Raw genomic sequence first — 16612 nt, 5'->3', positions numbered from 1 at the left:
TTCCGATTCAGTTCGATTGCCATAAGTTCGCCTAGATCGACAGCCGCCCGGTGTGGCGTCGAGCTGCGGTCTCGATAGTCGAGGAACCGCGCACCGCGAAGATGCTTCATGCGCCGGTCAGCCTGCAGCACCCCCCCAGCCGGACTCAAGAGTCAAAAGTTTGCTGCGCGATAGCCGAGGGGGTTGGCGGCATCCGTCGCCGCAGCGGCCGATCCCAGCACTGGGTGGTCACGAACCGCTGCTGCGAGCGCCGCCTCCGTGCTCGACCTGTTCGTGCTCCCAGGCGAGCAGGTCGCTGAGGCGGTAGCGGCGATACCTGCCCATCCGCGCGTAGCGGGGGCCGCGCCCACCCGCGGCCCATGCCGCCAGTGTCTTCACCGGAATCTTCAGACGGCGCGCGACTTCTTGCGTAGTCAGCCAGACCTCGTCCAACCCACTGGCGTCAGTGCCGAACCCAGGTTCAGGCGGTGCGAAATCTCCCAGCGCCTGCGACAGTTTCGAGGTCTGCTTACCGCGCATCGCAGGACACTGCGATCGAAGGTTCTGGGCAGCCGAAGATCCGGCGGCTGTGCGGCTCGGCGACGATCGACAGGTGATGCCGCCTCGAAGGCATCAGAACGACCGGGTGAAGCAGCGCCGTAGCGACGATGTGCTGGACGGAAATCTGGGAGGCGACGACAAGCGCCTGCTCGTATAGGCCGTTCCGCAGGTTCCCAATTTGCGCTGGGGAACGCGAATCCCGCGCTTCATCAGGGGCTCTGAGACTGAGCGCAGCGCAGGGGATGGATGTGGGATTCGAATTGGGCATGATGAGCTCCTCACGGGCCCGTCTGCCTGATTTCCCAGCCGTGAGCCTACCAGAACACCCGGACCGTCCAGTTCCCCCGGCGTAGCGGGATCCCCTGCCTCACAACGCATTCTCGGCACCAGCACTGAAGCGGCGCCTGTCGCAAAGGAACAGGCTGGTGGGGCGCGATCGGCCCGTCGAAATGACCTCCACTGCGGCCGATTCGTGTCGGACAGCACCGATTTGTGCTCGACCCGATAGGGTTGGTGCGGCTCGGGAGTGTGGCGGCGTTCCCGCAGTCGACGGGGAAGTGACCCGTCCTCCAGCTCAACCGGTGGGGGACGGGTCCGTCCGACTCGCAGTTCGCGTTAGGCCGTGGCCTTCTCGTAGGCCGCGACGACATCCGCGGGCACTCGCCCGCGGCGCGGCACGTCATAGCCATTGGTTCGCGCCCACTCGCGCACCACACCAGGCTGCGGTCGGGTCCCGCCCGCCGGCTCGATGTTCTTGCTTCGGCGACCGGACTTGCCGATCCGGCGGCCGTGGGACACCCATGGGGCGAATACCTTTCGCAGTCGCTCCGCGTTCTCCTCTGATAGATCGATTTCGAAACCGACACCATCCACCGCGAACGACACCGTCTCCGTCGCCGGTGAACGACCGTCGAAATCATCGACAACCGTCACCACAACCTTGCGCCGCCACGCTGAACCCCACTCTCAACTCATCCAAGGACCCGTCGTCCTCGGATCGGCTAAACCAGAACCCGATCGACGGGCATAAACCCACACTCCCGATACCCGCGACCGGTGGATGCTACGCCCACTGCACCCGATCCAAGCCAGCGGCCCAACACGACCCCTCCAGCCTCCGGCGCCACTTCGATTCGGCACATCGTGCGGGACTGTCGGGTAAACGGCGGACCTGACCTCGGTTGAGGGTTAGTTTCCGGTCAGGGTGATCCGTCCTTCGAAGGTGATCGCGAACGCGTTCAGAGCGGGGTTCCACCTCATTGCCCATCGTGCCTTGCCGCGGTCGGTCGGGTCCAGCGAACGCGTCACCAGATACAGACATTTGAGCGCTGCCTGCTCCGAGGGGAAGTGACCACGCGCCCGCACGGCCTTGCGGCGGTCGACCGATCGCGGACCGGTCGCGGCGCCCCCTTTTTTCGCCCGCACGTGCGAGGCGTCGGCGATAACTCGGTCGAAATCGAACACCCCGGCCGCTTGCCAGTCCCGCACCCGCCGCCAACAGGTCATGCCGGACCCGAAGCCCAGCTCTTGGGGCAGGTCTTCCCACCCGATCCCGGTGAACAGCACGAACAAGATTCCCTGCAACATTAGCCGGTCGTCCATCCGCGCCGGCCCCGGGGTTCCCGGCGGCGGACCGGCAGTAGCGGTTCGATCACTGCCCACAACTCGTCATCCACGACCTACGGTGTCGCCACAACGAAACATACTGCACCGCAACAACAATCATCGCCAACCAACCGAACCTGTTCAGGAGTCTGAGCCTTGACGCCGACATGATCATCCACGCGGTGATGCGGTGATCCCTCGAGCCCAAGATCCTTTACGCCACCTCCGCCGTGATGCCGCTGCCGGTTCCGTGAACCCTATGGTTGGTCGGCACTAGGATTTGAACACGAGCCTGGCGGCCCAGCCCTGGCCAGAGGCGAGAAATCTCACCCGATGAGTACGAACCGCCCATCACAGGCTATTGTCGATCAAGTGCGTGACATGTCACGCCAAGCGTCGTAGATCGCATTCGCTTCGCAACCAGCGCTTGCCGCATCCGCTCTTCTTACGGCGATCGATTTTGCCCATCGGCAATCTCGCCATTTCGTGCCCCGGCGCGGACCCGGAAGGTCCGCAGACGGCTCGGGCACCACCTGATGTCCGAAAGGCACCGCAACCTCTATGAGTTCTGCTGACATCTCTTTTGCCGCGCTCGGCGTGAGCGCACCGCTGGTGAAGGCGTTGACTCGCGCCAGGATCACCGAACCTTTTCCGATCCAGACCGACACCCTGCCCGATTCCCTGGCCGGACGCGACGTGCTGGGCCGTGGCCGGACCGGCAGCGGCAAGACGCTCGCTTTCGCTATCCCAATGGTCAACCGTCTCGGCGGCGGTCTCGCCGGCAGGCGCGCACCGAGCCGCCCGACCGGCCTGGTGCTGGCGCCGACTCGGGAATTGGCCACCCAGATCACGGCCGCGCTGGAACCCCTCGCCGCGGCCTATCGCATGACCGTCACCACGATTTTCGGTGGGGTCCCGCAGAACCGGCAGGTCCGCGCTCTGCGCGCCGGTGTCGACATTGTCGTGGCCTGCCCCGGCCGGCTCGAGGATCTGATGAACCAACGTCTGATCTCCCTGGATGCCGTCGAGGTCACCGTTATCGACGAGGCCGACCACATGGCCGACCTCGGGTTCCTGCCAGGCGTGACCCGCATTCTCGCGGCCACCCCGAACGACGGTCAGCGCCTGCTGTTCTCGGCCACCCTGGATAACGGCGTCAACAAGCTGGTCAGCCGCTTCCTGCCGGATGCCAAGCTGCATTCCGTCGATGAGGCGAACTCTCCGGTCGCCGCCATGACCCATCACGTTTTCGAAACCGCGAGCGTCGAAGCCAAGCGTGAGGTCATACACCGGCTCGCCTCGGGCTCGGGTCGGCGAATCCTGTTCATGCGCACCAAACATCAGGCTCGCAAACTGGCCAAACAGCTGACCCTCGCCGGAATTCCGGCCGTCGATCTGCACGGTAACCTCTCGCAGGGCGCCCGCGACCGCAACCTCGCGGTCTTCGCCGCCGGTGATGCTTTGGTGCTGGTGGCGACCGATGTGGCCGCGCGCGGCGTGCACGTCGATGGTGTAGAGCTGGTCGTGCACGTTGATCCGCCCGCCGAACACAAGGCGTACCTGCACCGTTCGGGCCGTACCGCGCGGGCTGGCAACTCCGGTGAAGTGATCACCCTGGTGCTGCCCGGTGAACGACGCGACGTGGCCGACCTCATGCGCAAGGCCAAGATCACGGTGACCCCGCAACGGGTCACCGCCGATTCGCCCGTGGTGGCCGAACTCGTCGGCACGATTGCCCCATTCGTCGCGCCCTCCTACAGCGAGCGGGCGGCACGTGAAGACGACCGCCGCAGCAGCAGCGGACCGTACCGTAGCAGTGGCGGACCGCGCAGGGGCAGTGGCCGTCGCAACGGCAGTGCGGCGCAAGGCCAGTCGCGCGCCAAGCCGCGCGCTCACTCCGCGCGCCGAACGGCCGCATAGGGCCCGTTATTCGGTCGCTCCCCCAGACAAGCCCATGCCGAGATCGCCGGGTCGCTGAGCATCGCCGGCGAACTGCCGGGCATCGAATGCTGGTGAACGTGGCTGATGACGCCGGTACTGGCGGGCAACCCATCGAGTGCAAGGCAGTCGCCCCTGATGGGTTGCCGTGCGATCACGAAGAAGAGATGAACTACGCGCACTCGACGCGAACCGGGTCGGTCCTCGGTTCAGCAACCCCGATCTAGCATCGGCCTCGACAACGGCAATCCGTTGTCGAGGCCGATACCGTATGCCCAGGTGGAGAGCCTGATAGAGGTCCGCTTTGTCGGATCGTGCGCCCGCGGTGAGGACGGCAGGGATATCCCCCAGGGACTCGATGAGTTTGCGGATCTCCGTCTCAGTCAGCCGTGGGATGCTCGGCAGGCTCTGGAGATTGGGCCGCCGCTTTGTCCGCTTGAGCAGTGTTCATCGCGGCCACGAGAGCTTGCGGGTCGACGCCCGCTTCGATGGCGGCCAGATGGCGTTCGAGCTTCGCATCGGCGTCGGCGATACGTCGCCGTAGCAATGCCCGATGTGTGTCGTGGTCGTTGCCGTTCTGAGCCGCGAACAGGCTGGCGATGGTCCGATCGCGATTGGCCCGATTGAACAGGATGGCCAGCCACCGGTCGATCGGTGCAGCGAGGTGGTCCTCGCGGAGGTTGACCGTGATGGGGTGCTCGGCGGTTCGGGTTCGGGTGTGGTGGACCGTCGACGACCAGGTATCCATAGGGTGCTCGGCCGCCTTGGTGGCGGCCTTCGTTGAGGACTTGAGCGTCCATGCTGGCTCGGGTGCGCTGTTGCACGTGCTGGCGTTCGGACTCGCTGAGGCCGCCGAGCATGCTCATCATGATCGAGTGGGTCACATTGCGAGGATCGAAGCGGCCGCCCAACTCGGGCACCCAGACCTCGACCGCGTGGGCTTGAATACGAGGTGCCACGAGACTGAACTGGTTGCCGAACCAGCAGCGCGTCCCCTCGCCGACCACGATCGCCGACCAGCCGCGTGTATGACTTTTCAGGTCTGATAGCAGACGCGCAGCCTCGGGGCGACGATGCCATGACACCGAGCGCGACTGTCCCACGTCGAAGTAGTCCTCGACGATCGAGCCCTCGGCTACGAACTTTCGGCGTTGCCCCGCTGCCACCGATACGAGGTTTCGGGGTCTTGGTTGTCCTCGGTGGAGCACCGCCCGTAGAAGGCTGTCAGTGGCCAGTTGCAACTCCCCAACGGCGGCCAGTTGGCGGGGAGCCATCTGGCCGCCAGGGCTACTGCGCGGCAACAGTGATACTGACTGGGTGATGCGCGATAGGCGGCATGTGCGGATGTTGGATGATAGGCCGGTGACCGAGATCAGGGACGACCACGTGAAAGTCCACTTCCGCATGGACATCGATGAGAAAGGATGGCCACCCGCCAGCGTCGAAAGCCTGTGGGCGGTGGCTATGCGCCGGGATGTGCCAACTGGCCGCGTGCGGGGACACGAAACTGGCCGTCCATGGGGAATCTCGACTGGCCGCTGACACACACCAGCTGTCCCACCCCGGTGAACGTGTTCCTGATCCGAGGCTGACCCACCAGCGCCGGCTGGCCGATCGAACGCACTCTCATGCCGATTGCCGCGTGTCGGACATCGGGGGAGCCAGGCCGACGTCAGTTCCTGGAGTGAATCGGAATCCCAACGAATCTCATTGGCCCGCAGTCTTGTTCATCACCATCCAGCTCCCCGAAGCGGGTGTCTGAATCGGTGATCGCTGCTGCTCTGATCTGGTCCGGGCTCAGTCCACTGATCTCGCGTAGGTCCGCACCGCGAAGGTCCGCACCGCGTAGGTTGGTCCCGATCAGGTTAGCGCCGTACAGGTCAGCTCCACGCAGGTTGGCGCCGCTCAAGTTGGCGTGGCTCAGTTCCGACCAGGTCAGGCAGGCGCGGGCCAGATCGGCGGCTGCGAGGTCCGCCCACGTCAGCCACGCGAAGGTGAGATCGGTTCTGCTCATCGTGGCATGAGCCAGACGGGCTCTTGTCAGATCGGCCCGGGGAAACTGTGTCTCGGAGAAGTCAGCCTTTTCGTCACCGTCGCCAGCCAGCGCGGTGGCGATCGCTATCGCAGCCGCTGTATCGGCCGCTGGTTTCGTGACCAGACGCACGTTCACCAGCTCCGAAATCGACGCAGTGCATCGCTCGGGGAGCGGTTGTGCGGTGCAGAAATCGTGATTTCGCACGAACGCCGCGAGAACATTTTTGATGGTGCGGCGGTCTTTGGCAGAGTCGGCCGCGATGCGTTCGAGGGCGTAGATCGCGCCTAAGCGGACATCCAGTGCGGACGACGCGAGCTGTTCGACTGCCTTCGTGTAGCGGTCGGTGATTTGACCCTCCTGCGTCGCGTGCAGAGTTCGCGCCGTGTAGGTCAGTCCGAACGCGGTGAAGACCACGCTCAGCAGCACACCCGCCGATGTGATCAATGCGGTTGCGTGCTGGAAAGTGCGCTGGCGGTGTGAGTCCCATAACTCGTAGCGATCCCGCACCGGCAACGTGTCGAGCTCGGTGCGGCTTGGCGGAGTCAACGGTATGCGCCGACGCGTCAGCCAATCCAGAAACCGTCTGTTCGAGTTGATCACCGATTTACCTCCACCGGTTTGTGCTCACCGGACAGCACAAACCCCATGCCATTTGATCACGCTGACCAGCACCGCCACAGCGCGTCAGCGAAAGAGTTCGGACGGCGGCACCCTCGAGGTGTGGGACACCAGGTCTGGGTCCGGAATCGGGGCGCGTTTGAGAACTTCTGTGTCTGTATGACACTCCTGGAGTGGCTGACCACCGGTGCACTGGTCACGGCATCACTCTCCTCACAATATGCGTTCAGCGGCGCCACCAGAGCTGAGGATGACCGCCAGTGAACGCACGCTCTTGCCGACGAGCGTGCGTCGTGGGCCAGGGTTCGGACCGACCCTTTGGAATGGCGTGTGCGAGATCTGTACCCCCGTCCGGCCCTAGCTCTCACGGGGCAGCGACCCCTCGCCATCGATCATGGTGCGGGCTATGAGCATTCACCTGGTGCCATGTGATGGATTATGGCTACTAGCAATATTTGTGCAGGTAGATCGCGTATAGGCGCACGAATCACTGACCGGTGCGCCGATGTTCGGTCTCGACCCTCTGGGTCCTGATGTGCGCTCGTCTGTGTGCGGCGGGTCGCTATCGGGGCGTATCGGTGGGAGCAGGGGTCGGGTGGCGAAGTCGCGCAGTTCGGCAGCGGCTGTCAGGGGTGGGGGAACTTGGGCTGACAATGGGGGTCGGCACGTCAGGGCTTGTGTGCGATCACGCGTTCGATTTCGATCAATGCGGTGAGCTGTTGTGGCGTCAGTAGTCCAGTGAAGCGGTCGCGCACCGAGGAATGGTAGATCGGTGTCGCCGCTTCTATGGTTTTCCTGCCGCTCGCGGTGAGCGCGACGTCGTCCCCGCGGCCGTCCCGCTCACAAGGTTCCCGCGCGATCAATCCCCGCTGTTCCATGCGTCCGAGCTGTCGGGACAACCTGCTGTGCGCCCAATTCAGACGCGCCGACAGGCCGCGTACCCGGATGCATGTGTCCGGGGTCTCCAGCTCGATCAGTGCGGCCAGCACATCGTAATCCGGCATCGACAGCCCGCACTTTCGTTCGAGATCGCGGGCAACCTCGGCGTCGACGCGTTCGTGTAGGCGCCGATATGCCTGCCAGGCGGCGCGGTCCCGGCCGTCGGTCCTCGATTCCGGATTCCGGTGCATGCGGCCCAGTTTAGGGCATTCTGTTTACATGTAACGAAAAACCGCTACCGTTATGGTTACATGTAACGGACTTGGGATGAGGTTATGGGTAACAACGAGTGGACCGTAGCGGTGAACGGCGTCGATCTCTGTGTGCGGGGTTTCGGAGATCCGGCCGATCCGGCCGTACTGCTGCTGCACGGCGCGGGGGAATCGATGCTGGCGTGGGATGCGGAGTTCGTCGAGCGGCTCGCGGTGAGCGGGCGCTACGTCGTCCGGTACGACAGCCGGGATGCGGGCCGGTCGACGACCTACCCCGTCGGCGCACCGGAATACGGGCTGCGCGATCTGGTTGCCGATGCGGTCGGGCTGATCACCACCCTGGGGCTGGGCAAGGCGCATCTGGTCGGAATGTCGCAGGGATCGGCCGTCGCCCAACTGGTGGCACTGGATCATCCCGACCTGGTCTCCTCTCTGACCATCGCGTCGGGAACCCCGGGTGGGCCGGGTCATGAACAGACCGACTTGCCGGGGATGACACCGGGACTCGCGGCGTTCTTCGGTGTCGAAGCCCCGGTCCCGGATTGGCGCGACCGAGACGCGGTCGTGGAATACCTGGCCGAGTCGATGCGTCCGTTCGCCGCGGCCAGCCGGCGATTCGACCTCGAAGCGCAGCGGGAGCAGGCTCGGCGGGTCGTGGACCGCGCGGTCGATATCGGCGCGCAACTGACCAACCCGTACCTGCTCGATCCGGGCGCGCCCTGGCGGGATCGGCTGGGGCAGATTGCGGTACCGACCCTCGTATTGCATGGCACCGAAGATCCGCTGTTCCCGATCGGACACGGCCGAGCGTTGGCCGCCGAGATCACGGGCGCGCGCTTGGTGGCGTTGGAACAGACCGGCCACGAGGTCTTCCCGCCGCACACCTGGGATGCGGTCGTTCCCGAACTGCTGGCCCACACCGCCTGACATCCGAGAATTCAGAGAAGGAAAGTTGTTTCATGATCGCGATCGTGCTCGCCCTCGGTGCGGCGTTCGGCTGGGGTACCTCGGACTTCCTCGGGGGGTTGAAAAGTCGCACAGTACCGCTGCTTTCGGTGCTGCTCATTTCGCAGGGCACCGCGCTGGGCTTGGTGACAGCTTTCGCGATCGCGCGCGGGGGTGGCCTGCCGGAGCCCGCCTCGCTCGGCTATGCCGCGCTGGCGGGACTCGCCGAAACCGCCGCGGTGGCCGCGCTGTACCGCGGCCTGGCGGTCGGTACGATCAGCATCGTCGCTGCGGTCGCCTCGACCGCTCCGGTGATACCGCTGTTGGCCGGGCTGCTGTTCGGCGAGGTGCCGGACACGGTTCAATTGGCTGGTCTCGCTGTGGCTCTCATCGGTTTGGTGGTGGCCTCGTATCAGTCCGATCAGGGCGGAAGCCCCGCGCGGGTACTGCCGAGCATCGGTTTCGGTCTGCTCGCCGCGGTGGGATTCGGTACCTTCTTCCTGGCGATGGACACCGCGAGCGCCGGGGATGTCGGCTGGGCTCTGCTGACCGCTCGGCTCACCGCAGTCGGACTGATCGGCGCTGTCGTTCTCGTCCGACGGCAGCGAGTTACGGTGCCGCCCAAGGACATTCCTTTGATCGCGCTGATCGGTGTGCTGATCGTGGCCGCCGATGCTCTCTACGCGACCGCTTCGACTCTCGGCATGATCGGGATCGTCGCTGTGCTGGGTGCCCTGCACACCCTCGTCACCATTGCACTGGCTCGAGTCTTCTTGAACGAAAGGCTCGGTCTCCCGCAGCAGATCGGTGTCGGCGCCGCGCTGGTCGGAGTGCTCGCGATCGCGACAGGCTAGCTTGCGCAGTGCGGCGGCGACCTCGGTAGGCTTTGGGTGGCCGAGGACGCCGATCCGTCACGCACGAGCATGCCGCACTATCCGCGGAGTTGAGAGACAGGGACTTCGTGGAGTTACGAGATATCGAGATCTTCCTGACGCTGGCCGAGGAGCTGCATTTCCGGCGCACCGCCGAGCGACTTCGGGTGACGCCGGCGTGCATCACTCAGTCGATTCAGAAGCAGGAGCGGCAGATTGGCGCGCTGTTGTTCGAACGAACCAATCGGAGCGTGCGGCTCACCCCGGTCGGCGACCAACTGCGGCAGGATCTGCGACCGGTCTACCTGGAGCTCGAGGACAGCTTGCGGCGCGCCAAGCTGGCAGCCCGCCGCAAGACCACAGAGCTGCGGGTCGGTTTGTTGCCGTTCAACACCGGCACACTGCGCGCCTACTGGGCCGAATTCCGCACGCCACCCGGAATGCGCATTGCGCATCCGCCGCGCCCCCTTCGTCGATCCGTTCGGTGCACTGCGCAGAGGGGATTTCGATGCACTGGTCGTGTGGCTGCCGGTCGAGGAACCCGACCTCACCGTCGGTCCGGTGCTGTTCACCGACGATCGCGTCCTGGCCGTCAGCGAGGATCACGAACTGGCGAATTCGACGACGTTGTCGGTCGAGATGCTGGCGGACTTCCGGCATGCCACAGCCCCCGACATGCCGCAGTACTGGGAACAGGCATACCTGCCGTTCGTCACGCCTTGCGGCCGACCGATCCAGCGCGTACACCAGGTGACCCACAGCGACGAGCTGATCAATCTGATCACCGCCGGCGAGATCGTGCATGCTCGACCCCGCAGGGCCTGGCGGTTATCGAAGCCGCCGACCGGGCCTCGCGGCCCAACGGCCGCGAACTGCTCGACATGCTGGCCACCGAGTTCGGTTTCGACCTCGTCCCGGCCGGGATCGCAGGACCCGGACAACAGATCGCGCGGCTCACCGAGCAAGTCCAAGAACTCCTGGACAAGCAGAGTGAGCTCCACCAACTCGTCGACACCTTCGCCTCCGCGGTCGTGCTGTCGACCTATCTCAACCTGCAAACCCGGCGCCGACGCCCGCGCACCCTGCGGACCCTACTCGCCCACATGACACGGAAAGCCCGCGCATGACAGGCCGCGGCGACCGCGCTGTGCATGCGCGCCCGTCTCCCGCTGACGGCCGCGAAACGACGACGACCTGCGGCATACGGCTGTCCTGTGATCGGATACCGCTACTTGGATTCGTGATCGGTTTGCTCACCGATCTCGCGTTGCAGAGTGTCTGCGTAGGTCGTTGTGTCCTTGATCAACTGGTCGGCGAAGTCCGCGACGTCCTCGCCGATGAGTTCGATGACGCCGGTACCGTCGGCGACACCCTGTTCGAAGAACTCGAGCAGGCCCGGAAGCAGCTCCGGATCGGCCGGCCCGACCTTGAAGAAGTATTTCTGAATCTCCCCGTAGACGATCTGATAGTCCGCCGGTAGCGCCTTGACCCGCGCCATGTAAGCGCGCCATTGCCGCTTGCCTTCGATGATCTCGCGTATGCCCATGGTCATTCTCCTAGCCGGTTCAGTTTCTTGGCGACGTTCTTGTTCAGCTGTGCACGCCACTTGTCCCGGAAGTTCCGCGCGCCTTCGGCTCCGGTGATCGCCGCGCAGAAGCCGGGGATGTCGTCCCCGAGGGCCTCGTGGACATCCTGGCCGTCGGCCGCGGTCTGCTCGAGCAGTTCCAGGACGCTGTCGAGGATCGGTATCAGGTTGCGGCCGGTGAAGTCGGAGTAGATCGAGAGTTCGGCCTTGATCTGCTGCCAGGCCGTGTGATGCTCGCCCGGCAGCGCCGCGGCGCGCGCTTCCAAGGCTTCGTACTCCCGGGTGATGTCTTTGCCGGTGAGGGTGTTCCAAAGGTTCATCCCTGCTGGTCCTTTCGTTGCGGTGCTTTCAGACTGTTCGGCTGTCGAGCCCGGCGACCACGGTGACTGCCTCGGCGACGGCGCGGTAGTCCTTGCGGAGGATGTTGCCGTGGTTACTGGGCACCTTCGCGTGGATCTCGATGTTGGGGTTGCGTTCGACGACCTTGGACAGGCTCGCGCGAATGCGTTCCTGCTCATCGCCTTTGCTGCCGAGCGAGGACCCGGAGGCGTTGACGTAGCGGGTCGCGACGGTGATGCTGTCCATCACCGGGCCCAGGGTTCGCTCGCGGGCGATCTCACCGACCTCGATGTTGCTCTCGGCCATCTGCTGCGCGCTCATCCGCGGGGCCATGCCGAAGGGCCGTAGCAGCGGCAGCACCCAGCTCAGTCGCCGCCACAGTTTGCGCATGCCTTCGATGTCGATCTCGTCGATCCAGTCGTGCGGTTGCGCGCCTTCGACGAGAACCGCGCCGATGGCGCGGTCGGGATTTCGGCTGGTCCAGTGCGCCGCGACGAACGCCCCGTAGGACCAGCCGACCACCAGCGCGCGTTCCACGCCTCGCGCGGCCAGGACCGCGTCGATGTCGGCGACGTTGGTCGCGAAGGAGTAGTCCGAGGAGGTCTTCGATTTGCCGCGGGCACGCATGTCGTAGGTGATGTGGCGCCAGCGGGGGCCGAGTTCGGCGATCACGCGCCGCCAGTTGCGCTGGCTGGCGACGTGACCGTTGACGTACAGAATGGGGATGCCCGATCCTCCGGTGTCGGTGACCGCCAAGGCGGTGTCGCCGACGGGGACCACGCCGGTCCAGGCTGTGTTCGTATCGGCGGGGATGTGGTGTTGTCTGCGCATCGCGCACCTCTCATCAGGTTCCACATATATGTAGCATTATGCGTATATAAGTCGGCATGGTTTCCCCGCGGGGAGGAACGATGCGTTGGTTATTTATTCAGCGCCCGAGCCGGTCGAGGGACTTCTCCGGTCAGCGCAGGCGATCTCCCGCTACGCCGAAGAGGATCTGCTCGACGTGATCGAGATAGTTCAACAGGGCTCGGATCTCATTTCTCGGCACGCCCGCTCCAGCCAGCCCGCGGATCCGGACCAGTTGCAGCGTCTGTGCGGGCCGGTATCGGCGTATGCCTGCGCTGCCCGGATCCGGCTCGTCGGCCAAGCCATCCTGGTGATACTGCCGGACCGTCTCGACATCGACGCCGATGAAGGCGGCCACCTGATAGATGGTGAACCCCGCGCTTGCGATGTCGAACCGCCGCGCGGACGTTATCGCGTGTTCCGGCCGTATTCGCGGGCTCCGCGGCGACATGGGTGTGCTCTAACTTCCGGGTGCCGCGTCGCTGCGGGCGAGGGTGTCGGTTGTTCGCTTCCGCTCGCGGTCGTCGCGGTGCGTGACGGATGTGGAGAATCCTGTGGTACCGGTCTCGCATCGACGCGACTGCCGGGATCCGCCGATCTCCCGAATGGCATTCGCGCGGTTCATGATCCCTTGCCTTCCTGGTGGAGCCGCGCGAGGCGGTCGGTGAGGAAGTGCCAGGTCGTCCAGAACTCCTCGAGATAGGCCAGACCCGCGGGATTGAGGGAATACACCTTGCGCGGTGGCCCTTTCTCCGACGCGATCTTCTCGGCGTCGACCAAGCCCTTTTTCTCGAGCCGGATCAGCAAGGCGTAGATGGTGCCCTCAGCGATATCGGTGAAGCCTTGCTCGCGCAATCGCGCGGTGATCTCGTAGCCGTAGGCGGCCCGCGTCCGCAGGACGGCCAGGACGATCCCTTCCAGGGTGCCCTTGAGCATCTCGGTGATCTGCTTCCCCATCGAACACCTCCTTCTATTCAGTGACGCTAGCTACCAACTACAAAGTAACACTGCCTACCGGTATATAGCAACACTTGATAGCGGGGGATGGCGGTCCCTTCACGGGACTCCGGCGCCGGTACGATCTGCAGCGCTGTGCCGCCGACCAGAATCCTTCGATACGGCGATCGGCTGACTACACCATTGGGGCCGTAGGGATTCCGTAAGGATCGGAGGGATCGCCGGGGGTGGGAGGGACAGTGGATTCACGCCGCATCAGCTGCCGGAAATCGCCGGCGCGCGCAGGGCGTATCGAGGAGAGGTCCACGTGCTGCGATCGTTTCTGGTCCGGTACCGCATAGTCGGGCCGGGCCTGATCCTGACATTCGCGATCGTCATCTATTGCATCGGCGAGTTCGAAGGCTTGCCAGCGCTCGTGACAGCTGTGGGACTCGGGGCCTTGGCCTCCTTGGTGGTGTGTCTGGGCTGGGATCTGTGGCTGGACCCGTGAGGCCGTGCGATCCGGTGCGCCAAGACCTGCGTCAATGCCCAGGTCGCCGTCTGAATGCGGGGCCGGCGATCAGCGGCCCGCAATACGCAGGACACACCGCTGCGACCACGTGTAGCTGGCCGTGGTGATCCGGCGCCGGCTAGGGGATTCACTGCTGATCACCGTCGCGTCCCCAGAACGCCCATCGCGGCTTTTGTCTCGCCAGGAAATCGACGCCCCCGGGGTGTGCTCGCTGTCGTGGTCGCAGGACTGGTCATCAGCCGGATTGCACCACGGATGGGGCCCGCCGTCGCCCATCGGATGCCCGAAACCCGCTGCCGCTGGGCGCATTCGTGCTCAACGGCAGCATGGTTCGTCCTCGTGGAGCTCGAGGCGCAATCAACGGCCCGCAACCTGACGAGCGTGACCGCGGTGACCGCGCTGTGCTCGTCGGCCCCGTGGCATTGTGGGTGTCCGGACGCGGTCGGTTGCCCGAGATCGCAGACGACGCGGTCGCGGTCATCGGGACAGCGCGGCCGAGCGGCTACGGCAGCGAGGTCACCGCCGCGATCGTCACCGATGCCACCGACCGCGGCATGGCGATCGCCGCCACCGGCGGTCCCGGTATCGACGCCTGCGCCCTCAGCACCGCCCACCAGACCGGGGCGCGGACGGTGACGGTGCTCTCGTGCGGCACCGACATGGCCTACCGCCACCACAACCACAGCCTGCGCCACCCGCACCCCGCCGCCGGTGTGCTGGTCAGTGAGTACCCGCCGGGCACCCCGACCCGACCGCGGAGGGTCGCCGCAGCGCACCGGTTGCTGGCCGCCCTCACCCGCGCCACCGTCCTCGTCGAAGCCGACCCGCAGTGCTGGAGCGAGGTGGCGGTCCTGTGGGCGCAGCGGCTGGGCCGCAACACCTACGCGGTACCGCGGCCGATCACCTCGCCTACCTCCCGCAACGGCAACTACCTGATCGCCGACCACGACCTCACCGCGATCGCGTCGCCCCGCGACATCCACCTGCTCGCCGGGCCCTTGCCCAGCGAACCGTTTCCCCAGGACAGCGATGCGGACCGATCGAACGGAGAACCGAGATGATCGACACCTTCGCCTGGACCGCGATCGAGACCACCGACGGCGGAATCGATTTGGCCCTCATCGCCGCGGGCCCGGCCCGCGTGCCGACCCCGGTCGCGCAGTCGCAGCCCGCGCGCCCGATCGCGCGCGAAGTCCGCGACCGTGTCCGCGCAGCGCTGGCCAACGGCGACACGCCGTATCCGTCCGAGGATTTCGGTGTGTACCGGCTTTGTGGCTGTGGTGACCGGTCGATGCACGATCTGGCGGTCGCGGTCGCGGTCGCGCAGCTGGCCATCGCCCCGCCCTGGGCCGGGTTGCTCGATCACGTGGTGTTCCTCGCCGAACTCGGCCTCGACGGTAGCCTGCGTCCCGGCTCACCGCCGGTCAGCGCCGCTGCACTGGCGGCGTTGGCCCGTGCGGAATTCCGCTACATCGTCACCGCCGCACCGGAGAACACCGACGACATCGACCGGATCGAAGGCATCACCGTCCTCACCCCGACCGGCCTCGGCGAGGTCGTGGACTGGCTGACATCACTGGCCGAGACCATACCCGCCCAGGGCACGTCCCCGAAGTCGGCCGGGATGCCGATCGCCCACCGGATCGGCCCGGCGCGAGTCCGCCGAACTACGGGCTGCGCTGGATGGGCCGGTTGCGCCGAGCTCGGCGACGCAGACAACTGCTGACCACCCGCGCCGCGCGCCTCGTGTGGTGCACGCTTTCGAGGAGATAGCCATGGGTTCGACCGGGTTTCAGGTGTCGGCCTCGGCTGACACCCACCGCTTCGTCCTGGACAACCTACGCGAACACCTGCCAGACGGACACCACATCGTGGCCCACTGCCGCGCCGCGCTCGGCACCGGCCGCCACGGGGCTGGTCCTATGCCCTCTACGCCGCGATCGCCGACACCACCACACCGGTGACGGTGTCCGCGCACGTGCTGCTCTACCTGCGCCACTACCGCGGCGGTGTTTCCGAGGTCGTCGTCAAACACCTGCACGAGACCGAGGGGCCCGTCGATCACCAGGGTGTCACCCGCCGGGTGCTGGAAGCGCTCACACCCAGTCGTTTCCCCGCGATGGAACTTCGCCCCGACGTGCTGTATGTCGAAGACGGCAACATCATGACCTCCGCCGGACTGTCCGCGGGGTATCGATCTGTGCCTGCATCTGGTACGCACCGACTACGGCGCCGCGACGGCCAACTCGGCCGCCCGTCTCGTCGTCGCCGCGCCGGTGCGACCAGGCGGACAAGCCCAGTTCATTCGAACGCCCCTACCGCCCGAGACCGGTACCTCGCTGGCGGCGACCCGTAGCTGGGCGCTCGGCCGCCTGCACGAGCCACTCACCCGCGCCGCCCTCGCGAATCATGCCCGCACCAGTATTCGCACCATGACCCGCAAGTTCCATGCGGAAACCGGCCTCAGCCCCCTGCAATGGCTGCTCCATCAGCGCGTCATCCGGGCTCAGGAGCTGCTGGAAACGACCGACTTGCCGATGGACCAGGTCGCTCGCCTCAGCGGACTCGCGACGACGGACTCGCTGCGCCAACATCTTTCGCGACGGACCGGACTGACGCCGAGTGCGTATCGCGCCGCGTTCACCCAGCGCCCGGACCGGACCTCCA

The 16612-nt window shown here is 65.6% G+C and carries 19 protein-coding genes and 5 pseudogenes; 11 read left to right on the top strand and 13 right to left on the bottom strand.

Translation table 11 applies throughout. The features are described from left to right. Positions 1 to 228 precede the first annotated feature (228 nt). From CRP45_RS00100 to CRP45_RS34335, 4 genes and pseudogenes are all read right to left on the bottom strand, one after another. Complete coding sequence (locus CRP45_RS00100) at positions 229 to 519, bottom strand: helix-turn-helix domain-containing protein (RefSeq protein ID WP_097243271.1); 291 nt, start codon at positions 517 to 519, stop codon at positions 229 to 231. 636 nt (positions 520 to 1155) lie between these two features. Continuing rightward, positions 1156 to 1473 (bottom strand): histone-like nucleoid-structuring protein Lsr2, encoded by a 318-nt coding sequence (locus CRP45_RS00095; RefSeq protein WP_281256148.1) that lies wholly within the window; start codon positions 1471 to 1473, stop codon positions 1156 to 1158. A gap of 255 nt (positions 1474 to 1728) precedes the next feature. After that, a pseudogene (locus tag CRP45_RS34340) lies at positions 1729 to 1914 on the bottom strand (IS256 family transposase); the annotation flags it as partial. Continuing rightward, positions 1909 to 2216, bottom strand: a pseudogene (locus CRP45_RS34335) (transposase); the annotation flags it as partial. The pseudogenes CRP45_RS34335 and CRP45_RS34340, both read right to left, overlap by 6 nt. A gap of 490 nt (positions 2217 to 2706) precedes the next feature. Here CRP45_RS34335 and CRP45_RS00085 point away from each other — a divergent pair. Then, a complete protein-coding gene (locus tag CRP45_RS00085; RefSeq protein ID WP_097243268.1) occupies positions 2707 to 4065 on the top strand; it encodes a DEAD/DEAH box helicase in 1359 nt (452 codons plus the stop codon). Between the two features lie 397 nt (positions 4066 to 4462). Here the strand turns inward: CRP45_RS00085 and CRP45_RS34330 are convergent, their stop codons facing one another. The 4 genes and pseudogenes from CRP45_RS34330 to CRP45_RS00065 form a co-directional block, all read right to left on the bottom strand. Beyond that, on the bottom strand, positions 4463 to 4831 hold the full coding sequence (locus CRP45_RS34330) for a hypothetical protein (protein WP_245909769.1): 369 nt from the start codon (positions 4829 to 4831) through the stop codon (positions 4463 to 4465). A 97-nt stretch (positions 4832 to 4928) separates the two neighbouring features. Continuing rightward, a pseudogene (locus CRP45_RS35175) lies at positions 4929 to 5357 on the bottom strand (recombinase family protein); the annotation flags it as partial. A 398-nt stretch (positions 5358 to 5755) separates the two neighbouring features. Continuing rightward, positions 5756 to 6718, bottom strand: coding sequence for a pentapeptide repeat-containing protein (locus tag CRP45_RS00070; protein WP_097243266.1), 963 nt, complete (start codon positions 6716 to 6718; stop codon positions 5756 to 5758). Positions 6719 to 7404: 686 nt separating this feature from the next. After that, positions 7405 to 7740, bottom strand: coding sequence for a MarR family winged helix-turn-helix transcriptional regulator (locus CRP45_RS00065; protein WP_179830716.1), 336 nt, complete (start codon positions 7738 to 7740; stop codon positions 7405 to 7407). A gap of 210 nt (positions 7741 to 7950) precedes the next feature. On the opposite strand from CRP45_RS00065, the gene CRP45_RS00060 reads away from it, so the two are divergent. The 5 genes and pseudogenes from CRP45_RS00060 to CRP45_RS34320 all read left to right on the top strand — a co-directional run bounded on the left by CRP45_RS00060 (position 7951) and on the right by CRP45_RS34320 (position 10831). Then, the gene (locus CRP45_RS00060) at positions 7951 to 8814 is read left to right on the top strand and encodes an alpha/beta fold hydrolase (RefSeq protein WP_097243264.1); all 864 of its coding nucleotides are present in this window, start codon (positions 7951 to 7953) and stop codon (positions 8812 to 8814) included. 32 nt (positions 8815 to 8846) lie between these two features. Continuing rightward, complete coding sequence (locus CRP45_RS00055) at positions 8847 to 9686, top strand: DMT family transporter (RefSeq protein WP_097243263.1); 840 nt, start codon at positions 8847 to 8849, stop codon at positions 9684 to 9686. Between the two features lie 107 nt (positions 9687 to 9793). Next, a pseudogene (locus tag CRP45_RS35170) lies at positions 9794 to 9916 on the top strand (LysR family transcriptional regulator); the annotation flags it as partial. Positions 9917 to 9920: 4 nt separating this feature from the next. Continuing rightward, positions 9921 to 10466: pseudogene (locus CRP45_RS35165) on the top strand (substrate-binding domain-containing protein); the annotation flags it as partial. Between the two features lie 119 nt (positions 10467 to 10585). After that, positions 10586 to 10831, top strand: coding sequence for a hypothetical protein (locus CRP45_RS34320; protein WP_245909765.1), 246 nt, complete (start codon positions 10586 to 10588; stop codon positions 10829 to 10831). A 101-nt stretch (positions 10832 to 10932) separates the two neighbouring features. Here the strand turns inward: CRP45_RS34320 and CRP45_RS00045 are convergent, their stop codons facing one another. The 5 genes from CRP45_RS00045 to CRP45_RS00025 all read right to left on the bottom strand — a co-directional run bounded on the left by CRP45_RS00045 (position 10933) and on the right by CRP45_RS00025 (position 13434). After that, the gene (locus CRP45_RS00045; protein WP_097243262.1) at positions 10933 to 11250 is read right to left on the bottom strand and encodes a DUF1048 domain-containing protein; all 318 of its coding nucleotides are present in this window, start codon (positions 11248 to 11250) and stop codon (positions 10933 to 10935) included. A gap of 2 nt (positions 11251 to 11252) precedes the next feature. Then, the gene (locus tag CRP45_RS00040) at positions 11253 to 11609 is read right to left on the bottom strand and encodes a DUF1048 domain-containing protein (RefSeq protein WP_097243261.1); all 357 of its coding nucleotides are present in this window, start codon (positions 11607 to 11609) and stop codon (positions 11253 to 11255) included. Between the two features lie 28 nt (positions 11610 to 11637). Continuing rightward, positions 11638 to 12459 carry an alpha/beta fold hydrolase gene (locus CRP45_RS00035; RefSeq protein ID WP_097243260.1) on the bottom strand — a complete coding sequence of 274 codons (822 nt, stop codon included), beginning with the start codon at positions 12457 to 12459 and terminating at the stop codon, positions 11638 to 11640. Between the two features lie 130 nt (positions 12460 to 12589). Further along, on the bottom strand, positions 12590 to 12928 hold the full coding sequence (locus tag CRP45_RS00030) for a MerR family transcriptional regulator (protein ID WP_097243259.1): 339 nt from the start codon (positions 12926 to 12928) through the stop codon (positions 12590 to 12592). Positions 12929 to 13098: 170 nt separating this feature from the next. Then, positions 13099 to 13434, bottom strand: coding sequence for a PadR family transcriptional regulator (locus CRP45_RS00025; protein ID WP_097243258.1), 336 nt, complete (start codon positions 13432 to 13434; stop codon positions 13099 to 13101). A 307-nt stretch (positions 13435 to 13741) separates the two neighbouring features. Here CRP45_RS00025 and CRP45_RS00020 point away from each other — a divergent pair, with 307 nt between their 5' ends. The 5 genes from CRP45_RS00020 to CRP45_RS34140 all read left to right on the top strand — a co-directional run. Next, a complete protein-coding gene (locus CRP45_RS00020) occupies positions 13742 to 13924 on the top strand; it encodes a hypothetical protein (protein WP_097243257.1) in 183 nt (60 codons plus the stop codon). Between the two features lie 347 nt (positions 13925 to 14271). Then, positions 14272 to 15006 carry a DNA-processing protein DprA gene (locus tag CRP45_RS00015; RefSeq protein WP_143861286.1) on the top strand — a complete coding sequence of 245 codons (735 nt, stop codon included), beginning with the start codon at positions 14272 to 14274 and terminating at the stop codon, positions 15004 to 15006. After that, positions 15003 to 15671: a magnesium chelatase domain-containing protein gene (locus CRP45_RS00010; RefSeq protein ID WP_097243255.1), complete on the top strand. Its 669-nt coding sequence runs from the start codon at positions 15003 to 15005 to the stop codon at positions 15669 to 15671. Before CRP45_RS00015 ends, CRP45_RS00010 begins: the two co-directional genes overlap by 4 nt. Before the next feature lie 234 nt (positions 15672 to 15905). Continuing rightward, positions 15906 to 16301, top strand: coding sequence for a hypothetical protein (locus tag CRP45_RS34145; protein ID WP_218841054.1), 396 nt, complete (start codon positions 15906 to 15908; stop codon positions 16299 to 16301). A gap of 76 nt (positions 16302 to 16377) precedes the next feature. Beyond that, the coding region (locus CRP45_RS34140; RefSeq protein WP_218841053.1) for a helix-turn-helix domain-containing protein at positions 16378 to 16612 on the top strand (235 nt) is incomplete at its 3' end.

It is taken from the genome of Nocardia amikacinitolerans (assembly GCF_900215415.1).
Classification (GTDB): domain Bacteria; phylum Actinomycetota; class Actinomycetes; order Mycobacteriales; family Mycobacteriaceae; genus Nocardia; species Nocardia amikacinitolerans.
Note: the sequence above shows the minus strand (reverse complement) of the source record. Positions and strands in the feature narration are given on the sequence as shown.

Excerpts from the sequence above, each read along its gene's own strand:
- CRP45_RS34330 (WP_245909769.1), bottom strand. The coding sequence starts at position 4,831 with ATGGATACCTGGTCGTCGACGGTCCACCACACCCGAACCCGAACCGCC.
- CRP45_RS00100 (WP_097243271.1), bottom strand. The coding sequence starts at position 519 with ATGCGCGGTAAGCAGACCTCGAAACTGTCGCAGGCGCTGGGAGATTTC.
- CRP45_RS00055 (WP_097243263.1), top strand. The coding sequence starts at position 8,847 with ATGATCGCGATCGTGCTCGCCCTCGGTGCGGCGTTCGGCTGGGGTACC.
- CRP45_RS00010 (WP_097243255.1), top strand. The coding sequence starts at position 15,003 with ATGATCGACACCTTCGCCTGGACCGCGATCGAGACCACCGACGGCGGA.
- CRP45_RS00015 (WP_143861286.1), top strand. The coding sequence starts at position 14,272 with ATGGTTCGTCCTCGTGGAGCTCGAGGCGCAATCAACGGCCCGCAACCT.
- CRP45_RS00065 (WP_179830716.1), bottom strand. The coding sequence starts at position 7,740 with ATGCCGGATTACGATGTGCTGGCCGCACTGATCGAGCTGGAGACCCCG.
- CRP45_RS00025 (WP_097243258.1), bottom strand. The coding sequence starts at position 13,434 with ATGGGGAAGCAGATCACCGAGATGCTCAAGGGCACCCTGGAAGGGATC.
- CRP45_RS00040 (WP_097243261.1), bottom strand. The coding sequence starts at position 11,609 with ATGAACCTTTGGAACACCCTCACCGGCAAAGACATCACCCGGGAGTAC.
- CRP45_RS00030 (WP_097243259.1), bottom strand. The coding sequence starts at position 12,928 with ATGTCGCCGCGGAGCCCGCGAATACGGCCGGAACACGCGATAACGTCC.
- CRP45_RS00045 (WP_097243262.1), bottom strand. The coding sequence starts at position 11,250 with ATGGGCATACGCGAGATCATCGAAGGCAAGCGGCAATGGCGCGCTTAC.
- CRP45_RS00035 (WP_097243260.1), bottom strand. The coding sequence starts at position 12,459 with ATGCGCAGACAACACCACATCCCCGCCGATACGAACACAGCCTGGACC.
- CRP45_RS34320 (WP_245909765.1), top strand. The coding sequence starts at position 10,586 with ATGCTGGCCACCGAGTTCGGTTTCGACCTCGTCCCGGCCGGGATCGCA.
- CRP45_RS00060 (WP_097243264.1), top strand. The coding sequence starts at position 7,951 with ATGGGTAACAACGAGTGGACCGTAGCGGTGAACGGCGTCGATCTCTGT.
- CRP45_RS00085 (WP_097243268.1), top strand. The coding sequence starts at position 2,707 with ATGAGTTCTGCTGACATCTCTTTTGCCGCGCTCGGCGTGAGCGCACCG.